Origin of the sequence: Sandaracinobacteroides hominis (assembly GCF_016464365.1) — a bacterium.
GTDB classification, from domain to species: domain Bacteria; phylum Pseudomonadota; class Alphaproteobacteria; order Sphingomonadales; family Sphingomonadaceae; genus Sandaracinobacteroides; species Sandaracinobacteroides hominis.
In genome coordinates, this window is sequence record NZ_JADCUC010000006.1 from 1 (window position 1) to 12,952 (window position 12,952).

Below are 12,952 nucleotides of genomic sequence, written 5' to 3' on the forward strand. Positions count from 1 at the left end.
GGCCTTGGCGGGCGATTTTACATTGGAGGATCTGGGCTTCATCTTCGTTCCTTCGTCACTACGACGAAGCCCAGATCCTCCTTAAATCACAACCTCAAATCTGTGCCATTGGTGCTGACGGCGGACAAGTAGCAACATCATGTGTTGCATCTCATGTGATAAACGCCTCATCAATGTCCAAACGGTAGGTTGATAGGCAGGATTTCCATTCGTAGTGCCAAAAGCCACCTGCAGATAAATTTCCGAACTTACTCGGTCCCCACATGGGCATCGAAAGTTCAAAGGCAGAGCGATCGTAAGGGTCAGTACCGGCAGCCCACGCCGACCCATTCGAACATCCGCTGCGCCACTTTTCGCGGCTGTGAACCGCGCCGGGTTTGCCGGAGGCTCCAACTCCTGAGAAGGTGGAGCCTGTATGAGCAAGACGACGAACAAGTATGCGCCGGAAGTTCGCGAGCGTGCGGTACGGATGGTGCTGGATCACGAGAAGGATCACGCGTCACGCTGGGCGGCGGTGGTGTCGATTGCGGCGAAGATCGGTTGTGCGGCGCAGACGCTGCATGAGTGGGTCAAGAAGGCGGAAGTTGATGCCGGCAAGCGGGCCGGCGTTCCAACGGAAGTCGCCGCGCAGCTGAGAGCGTTGGAACGCGAGAACCGCGAACTGCGCCAGGCCAATGAGATCCTGCGCAAGGCATCGGCGTATTTTGCGATGGCGGAGCTCGACCGCCCGTTCAAACGATGATCGCATTTATCGATGATCAGCGCGCTGTCCATGGGGTCGAGCCGATCTGCAGGGTGCTGCCGATCGCCCCATCGACCTACCATGCGCATGCCGCGAAGCGGACTGATCCATTGCGCCTGTCGGCGCGTGCTCGACGTGATGCCGCGCTCAGGATCGAGGTGCGACGCGTGTTTGAGGCCAACTTCCGTGTCTATGGCGTCCGCAAGGTCTGGCGTCAGATGCAGCGCGAGGGCTTTGATGTCGCGCGTTGCACGGTTGCCCGGCTGATGCGGGCGATGGGCCTGGCGGGCGTGATACGGGGCAAGCCGGTGCGCACCACCATCAGCGACCGGTCTGCACCATGCCCGCTGGACCGGGTCAATCGACAGTTTCGGGCACCGGCACCTAACATGCTGTGGGTCTCGGATTTTACCTATGTCGCGACCTGGGCAGGGCTCGTCTACGTCGCGTTTGTCATCGACACGTTCGCACGGCGGATCGTTGGCTGGCGGGTCAGCCGGACAGCACATGCAAGCTTCGTGCTCGACGCTCTCGAACAAGCCCTTCACAAGCGCCGGCCGACGCGCAGCGGCGGTCTCATCCATCATTCCGATCGCGGCAGTCAGTATGTCTCGATCAGATACACAGAGCGGCTCGCCGAAGCCGGGATCGAACCCTCGGTCGGCAGCGTCGGCGATAGCTATGACAACGCTTTGGCTGAGACGATCAACGGCCTCTACAAGGCCGAGGTAATCCACAGGCGGGGGCCGTGGTGCAACTTCGAAGCCGTCGAATACGCGACACTCGAATGGGTCGACTGGTTCAATCATCGGCGGCTGCTCGAACCCATCGGCAACATCCCGCCTGCCGAAGCCGAAGAACAATATTATGCTGCCATCACCGCTTTGGATGTGGCAGCGTGACTCAAACCAACAAGCCTCCGGCAAACCCGGCGCGGTTCACTGTGAAGCTGCCATTCTAGATCTTCAGCCTCCGTCGCGCTTTCCTCGCCGGATTTTTACCGGGTCGGACAGGCTCCGGTCTGCCCAAAATGCCCGAAGACCTTGCGCTAAAATGCAAAAACTCAGCTTTCCAGCATACGCTTTTCGAAAACCGTCTTGATCGCGCGGCCATCCCACACATAGCAAAGGTGCCGCTCCTGTCGGCAATTTGCCAACAGTCTAGGCCGAAACACAGCGGCACATTCGCCGTCAGGATCGCGGACGCTTTCATAGACCATCCCGTCCGACCCTCCATCGCGCAAGGTCCGCGCGGTTTCCTGAGACACGGCATAGCTGCTCGGATGGTACAGTGCTGGCAGCGCCTCTCGCTGCCCGCGGATGTCATGCAAGGTGGCATCAATATCCACAGCATAAACCCGCATGTCGAGTTCCTGCGCCGGTTCGTCGGTTGCCTCAAGGAAATGCGTGCGGTGATGGCGGGTCTCGGCGATTGCGGTTGCCAGTGTTCGTCCGGCATAGAAGACGCCGTAGCTGCCGTCGGTGAAGCGGTCGCCGACCGGATTGAGGTGGGTGAACGCCGCCATGATCGGCGTGGAACCGGGGCCTGAGACACGGTCTTCAGGCGGCACGAGCGACAGCTCGCCTGCCTCGTCGCGCAGGCGGTCGTTGGTCATCGCCTCGATGGCATAGACCGCTTCGAGATCGGCAGGATCGGCGACCGCCTCGAACAGCGAGATCGGGGGAAATCTGCTGGGGATGATGCGGTAGCAGGGCGTCCAGCGGACTTCAGACGTGGGAATGTCCACGGGTCAGCCGCGCTGCCCGTCAACATACTGACGCACGACATAGAGGTCGGCGACATTGCCCGACATCATCCGGTCAAGCGCCGAGGCGCCGCCGAAAACTTGCGCCTTGTTGGGTTTGCGCACCCACTCATCGGCCGTCTTGGGCAGCAGGATTTGCAGGCCTTTGTAGATGCCCATGACATAGGAAATCCGTTCCAGCGCATCCTTGGGCAGCGCCGCGACCACGCCGCGCTTCCAGGATTGGAAGGTCGAGCGGCTCTCCAGACCGAGCAAGCGCATCTGCTCCTGCTCTTTCAGGCCCCAGGCATCGGCAATGCGGAAGAACGTCCGCAGGGCTGGCCCCGTCAGATCCTTGCGATCAAGTCCCTTTGCAGGCGCTTTGGCTGCAGCTTGGATACCCATGTCGGCACATCCTTTCATGGCTTCATATGCTCATATTCTGTACAAAAGTCAACATGAGAGCTGATATTGCACATTGCGACTTGCGTAATGCAGCGCGTGCCCTCCGCTGTTGACCGTCCAATGTCCAAGGCGACGACGCCTCTCTCTATCAGCCAAAGGCTGCATGTGAGGGGTTATTGCTTCTGCGCTCCATGCAGTGATCCGGCGGGAGGAAGCCTCCGACTTCTGGTCGATGAAAAGCGGCGATTGCCCACTGGCGTTCGTTCTCGGGCGGCGCGAAAACCACCCCTCCTTGTCGCCTGTCTGCGGGTCTCGTCACGCCTAATGCCGTCAACCCCGTGCAGGGTTCGCCCTTCGCTGACGCTGCGGTGACGGCGGCTCCCGGCCCCTTCGTTTGGCGCCATCGGGGATGGTCCCCGACCACCTTTAGGAGAAACGACATGGCTACCATCGCAAACCTCACCGTGAAGTCCGACGACAGCTTCGAAGGCAACCTCGCAACGCTGACCGTCTCCGCGCCGATCGCGATCATCCCCAACAACCGCAAGACCAAGGACAGCGAACCCGACTACCGCATCGTCAGCCGCAAGAACGGCTTCGAGCTGGGCGCAGGCTGGAAGCGCTTCTCGCAGAACACCGGCGCCGAATATGTCTCGGTCTCGCTCTCGGCTCCCGAATTCGGCACCATCTATGGCAACATCGCCAACGCGCCGGGCGATGATCCTTCGAAGAAGGTCATCATCTGGAACCCGCCGAGCTGAAGCACCAGCGACGGCCCCGCCTCCGGGCGGGGCCATAGCATTTGTCAGCAATTCATCGCGCATCAGTTGAGACAAAATGACGGGCGTGCGTGAAAATCTCACTCTTCAACGCACGCCCGCCTCCATCGTGCGCCCAAAGCACGCACGCGGTCGGTCCATATGACGGCCGACCTGGTGGGCTTCTTGCGGGTTCGCCGCCATTCCCACCGCCATGCTCGATCCGCCCCTCAGTGCGGCGTCTCCCATGGTCCCCGCGCTTATCGGGTCCGGGTCCCCATTCTCTCATTCCGCGTTGGGCGTGGCCAGACGGCCAAGACTATCTATCTCCGCAATGCGCTGAAACTCGGTCAGGTATTCCGCGCGGTGAACCGAGAGCCAACGGACGATGCGCGCGTTTGCCAACAGCTTTCCGAGATAGCCCCGCGCGAAGGTCAAATGGAGGTTGTCGATGCCGTAGGTTTCCTCGACCGATTTGACCTGCGTTTGCAGAGCGGCAAGCTCGCGCTCCATCCGGCTGATCTGCTGGCTGGTCGGGCCAGTCACGTCGGGCTTGCGCGCCTTCTTGCCTGCGGGACCCAGCTGCTCTTCGGTCGTCGCCGCGAGCAGCGCGCGTGCGAACATCAGCGAGAAATTGTTCTGCCCGATCATCAGGTCGGCTGCCTCAATCTGCCGCAGCGCTGTCATGCGTCGCAGCAGATCGAACACCTTCATCGAGCAATTCGTATCCTTGAGGGCATCGGCTGCCTCAGTGCAGATGCCATCGAGCAGGCGGAAGCGCGCGCGGATCGACTGCACTTCGAGACCGAGCGCGTCGGCGATGACGGCTTCGGTCACCCCGCGCTCGATGGCGCGCACGATCATCCGATGTTCCTGAACCGGTGGGAGGCGGTTGACGCGCTTGTTGTAGGTGTAAGTCTCATCGTCATTGGCGACGAGGCATTCAACCGTCGGAATTTCGAGCTGGCGCAAGGCTTCGACCCGCAGATGCCCATCGAGCAGGAAATACTTGCCCGCATTCTTGGGATCGGGCGCGACTGCGGGAGCTTCGACAATCCCGATCGCCTTGATCGAACTAAGGATCTGGGCGAACTTTTTGCTCTCGCGCACGCCATGCTGGAGTATCTTCAAGGGAACGAGCTGATCGAGTGCGACGGTGACGGTCTCGCGTTCAAAGCCGAGCCGGACACGGTGATCCGAGCCGGGTTCCATGTCTGGTGTGTTGGGTTCGGACCAGTCAGTCATCGCTCTCACCTGCAATTCGCATGGCAAGCGCGCGCGGCATCGTCTCGAGCGCCTCTGCACGCAGCAAGGTCAGAAATCCGTCGTCGCCCAGCAGATCCTTGATGGCCTCGACGATGAACAGCAGCCGGGTCTGTGTGAAATCGGACTTCTTGACGAGCAGGCGCTGCTTCTCCGATTCCCGCTGGTAAACCTGCATGAGGTCACTCGCGGTCAACTTGCGATTTGCGGAACGCCGACCGAGCTTTCCTGCCGGCATCGATTTGTTGTGCCCGCGCATCCGCAGCTCGAGTAGCCTTCGCACCGAAGCCAGCTTCTTGCCGCGCAGCTTGCCTGTCTCATAGGCATCGAGCAGCAGGTTCTGCGATTCCTCGGATTCCGCGCGGGAGATTTCCATTGCCAGGCTAATCGGGATGAGACCCGTTTCCACCGCCGCAACGAGCCGTTCCTCGCCCCGCTCCAGCAGCGAGACGATCATGCTGACCCATGAACTGCTGACCCCGATTTTTTGCCCGATCTGGGTTTCATTATACCCGCGCCCGCGCAGGGCGCCGATCTCGCGCATCACATCGATCGGGCGCGGCGTCCGGCGTGCGATGTTCTCGACCAGGCTCATCACCAGACAATCGCTCTCGCTCGCCTCGATGACGACTGCGGGAATTTCCGTCTGGCCCAGCATCTGAAATGCTTCGAGCCGGCCTTCGCCGCAGACGAGATCATAGCGAGGCCCGCCCGGACCCTGATGGCGACTCACGGTGATCGGCCGCTTCAATCCGATCGACTCGATGTTGTTCACGATCTCACGGTGCTGACGCTTGTTGCGCGAGCGCGGATTGAGCACCGTAATCTTGGAGACTGGGATCATCTCGATCTGCTGGGGGCGCATAACGGGCATCAAGCAGCCTCCGGAATGGCGACGGGCGCCGTGATGTCATAGAAGAAATCCAGCGTGTCGAAGCGATAGGCGTCGAGGTGCAGGTCGTTATCTTCAGCCAGCCGCAGCCGTTCGCTTGCGACGTCAATTCTCGGGAACAGATAATAGTCAAACGGCGCGCGGTTGTGCATGTCCATGCGCACAACGATGGTAATGTCTGCGAGGTGGCTGGTGTCGAAGCGGATCTTCCACCGCAGGAGGCCGGTCGGTGTCGGTGTGCAGCGCACCAGAACAATGGCGAGGCTGAACTCGCCATTCACGCGGATGCTGTCGCTGGCGAGGTCCTGCCAGGCATCGCTCCCCTGGGCGTGAAGGCCAGTCAATATGTCGCGGACAATGTCAGGGTGCAGGCGGCGGAGCGCCTTGTTGATTGCAACGTAGCGGTAATCGCGCTCCGGCGAAAAACCCACCAGGCTGTAAGCGCGCAGGAGACTGCCAAATCGCAAGCTGAAGGCGCTGCTCGACGGCAATCCTTCGCATTCGTCGATAATGATGCCGGACAGCAGGCCTTTGCTGGCGTAGAGTCCTCGCAAAGCTTCCAGCATCTCCTCGTCGGACAGGCGGAACGAGCGCGCAGCGATAATCGAATGGGCCGCCTCGAACAGCTCCCGTTCAACGATCCCCTCGAATGCGCCCTGTGACCTGATCCACATGTCCGGGGCATTGCGAACCCGCTTCTTCTTCAGCTTGAAAGAACGGCGATTCCAGACATTGTCGCCGACATATTTTTCATTGATCAGGAGCTGGTGGACAGTGCCGCGCGTCCACGGACGCTGGAGGTCGGACAGGATGCCGCGATCATTCAGATCCTCGACAATCTCGCGTTCAGTTCGTCCGTCATGGACGAAAGCCCGGTATATCTCGTGCACCACGCCGATTTCTTCTGGCGGTCCGGGTGTCAGGATGACGCGGTCGGTCTGGAGACTCTTCTGCTCGCCGCGGCCGAGAACCGCCTTGGTGTTGCCGTGCTCATCTATCAGCGTCCGGCGCAGGCCGAAACCGGCGGGACCGCCCTGGCGATAGCCTTTCTCGATGAGCCGCCCCTGGCCGGCGAAAACCTTGACCGAAAGCTCGCGGCTGTATTCGCCAGCCATGGCGCGCTTGAAGCCCTTGAACATGGTGCTCATCGGCGACCCGTCATTCTCGAACTGTTCGGCGCAATAGGCGATCTGAATTCCGGCCCGGCGACAGATATATTCGTAGTAGGCGCTCTCGTCCGCGTCCTGGAAACGGCCCCAGCGGCTGACATCATAGACCAGGATCATCTCGAAGTCGGCGACGCCTGATTCGACGTCAGCGATCAGTCGTTGCAGTGAGGCGCGGCCATCGATCGAAAGGCCGCTTTTGCCGTCGTCGGCATAGGTGCGGACGATTTCGATGCCCCGAGACGCCGCATAGTGGCGGATCGCGTCGGCCTGATTTTCGGTCGAGTATTTCTGATGGTCGGTGGACATCCGGACGTATTCGGCCGCCCGCACGGTGGGCTGCTGTTCGGCGTCGCTTGGCGCGTCTTCTTGATCCCAACTCGCCAATGCGCGCCCCTTTCGAAATCCGGACTGCAGTGGCCAGGGCGGCCAACCGCTGCAGCGCGAAACACGGACCTCTCCGGCATTCCCGCACTCTCAACAGTATATGTGGGAAAGGACCGGAAGATGTTGCCGAAAAAGGGCAGGAAGTTGCCAGCATGGGAAGGCGCGCTCGCCAGCCGCCAGGCCTATGCCGAAGTCATCGCCAATCTGCTGCGCAAGGAACATGGCGATACGCATCGCGCAGTCAAGCAACTGATGCGTCTGACCCATGCGAGTGAGCGGTCCGCCAAGCACTGGATGGCCGCGCAACATGGACCAGACACGGTCTTCTTCTTGCGTTTGGTTGCGACGTCTCCGGTCATCCGGGCGTTCGTCCTGGGCATCATCGAAAGCCAGCAATCGTCTTCGGCGGAGGCTTCCAAAATAGGGCCGGGCATAACATCGTTCGGGCAAGGCCACCGGGAAGAAATGTCTGCGGGCAGATATTGGCCGAATTCTGACACTATAAATGACCCTGAAAGTGGCCCTGTAAATGACCCAATAACGAGCGGGCTCAATGAGCGTCAGCGCTGGATACTCGACCGAGTCGCGCGCGGTTTATCGACGAGGGCGCGCGATGTTGCCGCGCATTGGCGGGTGAGCATCAAGTCGGCGCGGCGCGATCTTGCAGGACTGTGCGCCTGCAATCTCCTGCAATTTGTCGGTGCCCGGAAAAATGGACGCTATCACCTCGTTCGCGCGTGAACGCCGATGATGCCGGTAGGCCCATGCCTGGCGCGCGGAAGGCAACGATAGATCGCTGTCCTTTCGGCGGGTCTGTAGTTAAGATCGATGCCATGAAACGTGACATGGATCTGGTCCGCAACCTGCTGCTGGAGATCGAGGACGGTCGGCGCGCATTCGATTTGTTGACGCCGGAGATCGCCGAGATACTCGGCGAAGATGGTGCAGGCAAAATGCCGCGCGAGCAGGCTGAGCTGATCGAATACCATCTGGCTCTGCTGGACGAGGCGGGTCTCATCACGATTCAGGCGAAGCTGTCCGGTGCGGTCTGGCAGATCGGTCAGATCACCTGGGCCGGCCATGACTTCCTCGACACCATCCGCGACCCTGCCATCTGGCGCGAGACAAAGGCCGGGGCCAAACAGGCTGGCGGTTTCAGCATCGAACTCCTGAAGGCGCTCGCCAAAGGGCTGATCAAGAAGAAGATTGAGCAGCACACCGGCGTTGAGCTGGACCTGTAGTCGCGGTGGCGGTGGGCCGGTCATCAGACACGCCTGAACTTCAGTGATGCTGTTTGCCTTTGTCCAAGAACTCATCGAATGACGCGTAGCAGCGATGTCCCTCCGCATTCCGCATCCGGCCCAGCCGGGTGCGCGTAATTCTTTGCTGAAGGTAGGCGCAGACGCTGCCGAACCGATCATCCGGGATGAGTTCGAGCTTCGAGCCAAACTCTTTCGTGATGTTTGCATAGATCGCCGCGGGCCGAAATTTTTCGGTACGATGCGGAGCCCACGAGGCGAATTCATTATACTGCTTCGCGAGATACTTCGTGTACCGTACCATATCGCGATCAGCACCGATGGTCCCTGCAAGGGGGGGCATCGTGACACGGGACCGCGGCTGACGAATGCTGACATTGGAGCCAGCGCCGACAATGACCACGGTGCCCTTGTTGTCGGGGATTGTGATGCGGTCCATCGCATCAAGAAGGCGCTTTGCTGAAAACCTGTCCGCTGTCCTCTCTGGACGGCCAGCCAACTGCTCGTGCTCCTGCTTCATCGCGAGGAGCTTGGCCACGGAGAATTCAATCGTGTCTGAGTCGATCAGCTTGTGATGACGACGACATAGCAGGATGAGGTTCTCGTAGCCGTGCCGCTCCACATCGGTTTGGTCGGGATCATAGCGTTCACCACCTGCTTTGCTGGCGCGAATATGGCAGATTTCGCCCATGTTGATGCCGGCCATCCCTGGGCTGTCTTCGATGATGAGCGCAGTACAGCCGGAAAAGGCACAGCGATTGCCCGACATGGCGTAGAGGCGTTGAATGGCCCGGATCGAAGGCTTCGGCATTGGCCTTGCTCGCTATTCAGATCTCGATGGGGACCTCGACCAGCACGGGGACCAACGCGGAAATTGGCGTGTGTAGGTCGACTTCAACGCCCGGCGTCTCAAGGCTGATCACAAGCGCGTAGCGCGCCTCTTGGTCATATCTTCCGAGCGATTTGCGCTCTCGCCACCATCCCGAGATCGGATGGACATATAGAGCATTGCGGGCGGCAAGTTCGACAGCAGGCCCCTCCCAGATGTCGACATGCAGCGAACCCGACGAGATCTGCTTTTCGCCAAATAGCCAGCCGTCGTTCGTTTCATTGACCGCGCGCGGAGCGTCTTTGTCGTATCCTTCGGCATTGTTGCGGCGATTGAAGTTCCCAATCGTCTCACGTGAGCGCTTGAGATCGAAACGTAGGCCGAAGGACTGGTAGCGTGCCGGGTCCAGATTGGTGGCAAAGCTGGGGTTAGGTTCCACGAAATAGGAGAGGGCAACTTTTAATCTCACCCGAGTGTTGTCGAGCGCCTCAAGCACATCCTGGGGCCAGGGGAGCTGATAGATATGCGACTCGTTGAATCGCAAGCTGCTGCCTTCCATGCGGAACGGACGTATCGTGTTTTGTGCGACCAGGGCGAGATCATCGATGGCCGACGCCATCGCACGCCCCAGATCGGGGATGCCGTAACCGAACCGCCTGAGGCAGTCGGCCTTTTCTCGCTTTGTCGCGCACTGCGCGACGAGTTGATCCATGTGCCCGGTCCAACGGGCACTATGCACCATCAGCGCACGGATCGTTTCCGGCCAGTAATGCGGGTAGGCCGCAGTCAGCTGAGCTGCCATTCGGGCCGCCTGAGCGGTTGCGGCACTTGTCGCCCAAAATGCGTCCAGCGGCTTCTGGGCGACGAGGCGAGAGGCCGTAAGGAGGGAAAGGGAATCGAGTCCCGCTACCGCTTCCGCACCGCACGGGCTGAGCGCCCTGTTCCCGGCCTCGAAGACGAGTTCGGGTTTGAACGGAGATTGGCTGGTGTCCCAGAGGAAGGATGTCCGGCTGTAAGGACTGACGGCACCAACAGGTGCCATCGTGGTCCAACCGTCGTAGCCTGCCTCGCCGATCCCGGTCTTGTCCGTATATCCGCCGATCGTGAGGGCATTCCACGCCTGGGACGGGTCTTCTGCCGGGAAAGCATCAGCATCTGCGATTTCGGCGGCAATGGAATTGTCGGGAATATTACCAGCAGAGAGCAGTATCAGCCGCCGAGGCGACGGATTTTCGTCATCGTCCGACTCCGCTCCGGCCGCCGCCTGGTCGATGGCCGCGCTCCACGCCGTCGCGTCTGATCCGCTGCGCCCCTCGTTGGTGACCGCCATGCAGAAAACACGGTCACGATCAGGGTTGTTGATCTCCGCGAGCAGAATGGCGCTCTGGGTGATCGGCCCATAGGAATGGGGATCATTGTCCGGCACACCGGGAGGGGGCAGAATCTTGACTGATTCCAGACGGTGGGTGAGCTCGATTGGCTGATCGCTCGTGAGCGGACCTACAAAATCCCCATGCAAGGCAAGACCCGCCATGCCGGTCCCATGGCCAGCGCCGTGTTCGTGATCGTCCCCGCCCCAGGCCGTGTCGATCGCCATCAGATCTTCTGGCGACAGAGCGGGTTCTATCAGGGGATGTGCCCGATTGACCCCTGTGTCGAGCAGGCAGACCGCCGGCGCGTCATTGCCGGGCCAGGTTACACGCTCTGCGAGATCATCGATAAATGCCGGAACGTCGTCCTTCAGGTCTCGGGTAAACACCAGCGGGCTGTCGCTCGCGCGACGCAGCTCCGAAATGCCTGCGGTTGCGAACAGCAACATCTCGATTGATGCGCGCCGTCCGTATGCCGGGATCACCGTCGTCTCCGGAAAACGCAGAAAGGTGTCGGGGTTGCCGACATGCAGCCCCAAAACCGCGGCGCTGCCCAGAACTCTGTCGATGCGATCGTTGAAGCACCAGAGCGCCCACCACATCTGCGCTTGGGGGTCTTCCGGCAATGCCTCGGGAACGTCGCGCCAGAAACTTTGCAGGCGTGCCGCGCGAATGTGCTCGATAGGTTCGACCCGGGTCTTCTTGGGCGGCGATCCCTTTTCGCTCAGTTCCCCGTTTGTGTAGTCCTCAAAGACTTGGGAAAAGGCATCGCGCATGTCATCCGGGACAAACAGGGCAATGCGGCGTACTCCGTTCTCGTCGATGATTTCGGCCGCTTGCCGTGTGCCTTCCCTTTGCCGTTCAAGGTTGGTGGCGGCTGTGCCGCGATTGAGTTCAACCTCAATGAAAACGCCGCCAGCAGGCTCAAGGTCCACTGGCTGTTCGGGCAGGCCACGCTGTCCGGCCTCAGCTTCCGCAAAGGCATTGCCAATTTCCGCGATGAGGCGGAGACCGTGATCCGCACGCACTCTGTTTAGCGCGCGCTGCCGTGCGTTACTGCCTGGCGACTTGAAGGTACGTCGCTGGGCAAGCGGTGTGATATCGATGTGCGGTCGGTTGTGTTCGCTCACAGGAATCAGAGCTTCGCCGCAAACGCCGTTCGCATGGCCTGGCGCTCAGTGAGCTTGGCGACGACCTCCTGGGTGGTCGTCTGCTTCCTCTGCTCGAGGATCGCGGTCTTGACGACTTCATCCGCTGCGCGTGCGACTTCGGCCTGGCTAAGCCCGCGCGCCGCCTCCTCGATCGCGGCCCACCCTGCGCGCTGGAACTTGAGGGGTTTGAGGTTGGCCTTGATCACCGCGCGAATCTGCGCTGCGGTCGGCATCTCAAATTCGAGCACGTCGTCGAACCTGCGGAGGAGCGCCCGGTCCAGCAGCTCCGGATGATTGGTGGCTGCGATGATCGGGCTGTCCGTCGAGGTCTTCTCTTCCATGAACTGGAGGAAGCTGTTGAGGACACGACGCATTTCAGCGACGTCGTTGGTCGCGGTGCGATGACCGCCGACAGCGTCGAATTCATCGAACAAATAGACCCCGCGCCGACGCCGGGTCTCATCGAAAACCAGACGCAGTTTTGCTGCGGTCTCACCCATATAACGGGTGATCAGTGTTTCAAGTCGAATGATAAAGAGCGGAAGCTTCAGCTCACCTGCGATCGCCTCTGCCGTCATGGTCTTGCCGGATCCCGGGGGGCCGACGAACAGCAGGCTTCTTGACGGAACCTTGCCATGTTCGCGCAGCCAATCGCGTTTGCGCTGCTGCAACAGCATCCCATTGAGCCGCTCGGACACCGACGCGCTCAGAACAACGTCCTGAAGATCAACCACAGGATCGCGATAGTCGAGCAGTCCTTCGAGATCGCCGCGCGGGGCAGCAAAAGACACGGGAATTGATGCCTTGACCCCGCCCGCGCCGCGGGCGGCATCGACTGCGGAACGAAGTTCATTCGCAGTGTCACGGTGCCCTTGACGGGCTTCCGATGCGGCAACTTGCAAGGCAATAGAATAGAACTGCGCGTCGTCACCTTCCGCGCGACTGCGTAACATCGCCAGTATTTGCTTGGCGTTTGACATCTATTC

Annotated in this window: 13 protein-coding genes and 1 other annotated feature; of the genes, 5 read left to right on the plus strand and 8 right to left on the minus strand. The window is 60.5% G+C overall.

Annotated elements, in window-relative coordinates:
- Positions 1-415: 415 nt before the first annotated feature.
- A protein-coding gene (locus tag IM784_RS12670) for an IS3 family transposase (protein WP_199555722.1) occupies positions 416-1,644 on the plus strand; the annotation gives its coding sequence in 2 pieces (ribosomal slippage) (positions 416-704 and positions 704-1,644; 1,230 coding nt in all).
- Positions 697-813: a sequence feature (AL1L pseudoknot), on the plus strand. (Overlaps the previous gene by 117 nt.)
- Positions 1,645-1,805: 161 nt before the next feature.
- On the opposite strand, the gene IM784_RS12675 is transcribed toward IM784_RS12670, so the two are convergent.
- On the minus strand, positions 1,806-2,489 hold the full coding sequence (locus tag IM784_RS12675; RefSeq protein WP_199555723.1) for an RES family NAD+ phosphorylase: 684 nt from the start codon (positions 2,487-2,489) through the stop codon (positions 1,806-1,808).
- 3 nt (positions 2,490-2,492) lie between these two features.
- Positions 2,493-2,891, minus strand: coding sequence for an antitoxin Xre-like helix-turn-helix domain-containing protein (locus IM784_RS12680; RefSeq protein ID WP_013831738.1), 399 nt, complete (start codon positions 2,889-2,891; stop codon positions 2,493-2,495).
- Positions 2,892-3,331: 440 nt separating this feature from the next.
- Here IM784_RS12680 and IM784_RS12685 point away from each other — a divergent pair, with 440 nt between their 5' ends.
- Positions 3,332-3,652 (plus strand): DUF736 domain-containing protein, encoded by a 321-nt coding sequence (locus tag IM784_RS12685; RefSeq protein ID WP_006966713.1) that lies wholly within the window; start codon positions 3,332-3,334, stop codon positions 3,650-3,652.
- A gap of 282 nt (positions 3,653-3,934) precedes the next feature.
- On the opposite strand, the gene IM784_RS12690 is transcribed toward IM784_RS12685, so the two are convergent.
- Genes IM784_RS12690 through IM784_RS12700 form a run of 3 tightly spaced genes read right to left on the minus strand, consistent with a single transcriptional unit; the run spans position 3,935 to position 7,279 of the window.
- Positions 3,935-4,894: a plasmid partitioning protein RepB C-terminal domain-containing protein gene (locus IM784_RS12690; RefSeq protein WP_199555724.1), complete on the minus strand. Its 960-nt coding sequence runs from the start codon at positions 4,892-4,894 to the stop codon at positions 3,935-3,937.
- Entirely contained in the window at positions 4,887-5,786 is a 900-nt protein-coding gene (locus IM784_RS12695) for a plasmid partitioning protein RepB C-terminal domain-containing protein (protein WP_066284190.1), read from the minus strand. The genes IM784_RS12690 and IM784_RS12695 overlap by 8 nt, the downstream gene beginning before the upstream one ends.
- Positions 5,786-7,279, minus strand: coding sequence for a recombinase family protein (locus tag IM784_RS12700; RefSeq protein WP_199555946.1), 1,494 nt, complete (start codon positions 7,277-7,279; stop codon positions 5,786-5,788). Before IM784_RS12700 ends, IM784_RS12695 begins: the two co-directional genes overlap by 1 nt.
- Positions 7,280-7,477: 198 nt before the next feature.
- Between IM784_RS12700 and IM784_RS12705 the strand changes: the two genes are divergently transcribed.
- Positions 7,478-8,098, plus strand: a complete 621-nt coding sequence (locus tag IM784_RS12705; RefSeq protein ID WP_082730407.1) for a DeoR/GlpR family DNA-binding transcription regulator — start codon at positions 7,478-7,480, stop codon at positions 8,096-8,098.
- Positions 8,099-8,190: 92 nt separating this feature from the next.
- Entirely contained in the window at positions 8,191-8,598 is a 408-nt protein-coding gene (locus tag IM784_RS12710; RefSeq protein WP_066284193.1) for a DUF2513 domain-containing protein, read from the plus strand.
- A 40-nt stretch (positions 8,599-8,638) separates the two neighbouring features.
- On the opposite strand, the gene IM784_RS12715 is transcribed toward IM784_RS12710, so the two are convergent.
- The gene (locus IM784_RS12715) at positions 8,639-9,427 is read right to left on the minus strand and encodes an HNH endonuclease (protein ID WP_199555725.1); all 789 of its coding nucleotides are present in this window, start codon (positions 9,425-9,427) and stop codon (positions 8,639-8,641) included.
- 16 nt (positions 9,428-9,443) lie between these two features.
- Complete coding sequence (locus IM784_RS12720) at positions 9,444-11,591, minus strand: S8 family peptidase (RefSeq protein WP_235977210.1); 2,148 nt, start codon at positions 11,589-11,591, stop codon at positions 9,444-9,446.
- Here IM784_RS12720 and IM784_RS17290 point away from each other — a divergent pair.
- Positions 11,571-11,852 carry a hypothetical protein gene (locus IM784_RS17290; RefSeq protein WP_235977211.1) on the plus strand — a complete coding sequence of 94 codons (282 nt, stop codon included), beginning with the start codon at positions 11,571-11,573 and terminating at the stop codon, positions 11,850-11,852. The genes IM784_RS12720 and IM784_RS17290 overlap by 21 nt on opposite strands.
- Before the next feature lie 98 nt (positions 11,853-11,950).
- Here the strand turns inward: IM784_RS17290 and IM784_RS12725 are convergent, their stop codons facing one another.
- Positions 11,951-12,946, minus strand: a complete 996-nt coding sequence (locus tag IM784_RS12725) for an AAA family ATPase (RefSeq protein ID WP_013831743.1) — start codon at positions 12,944-12,946, stop codon at positions 11,951-11,953.
- Between the last annotated feature and the right edge of the window lie 6 nt (positions 12,947-12,952).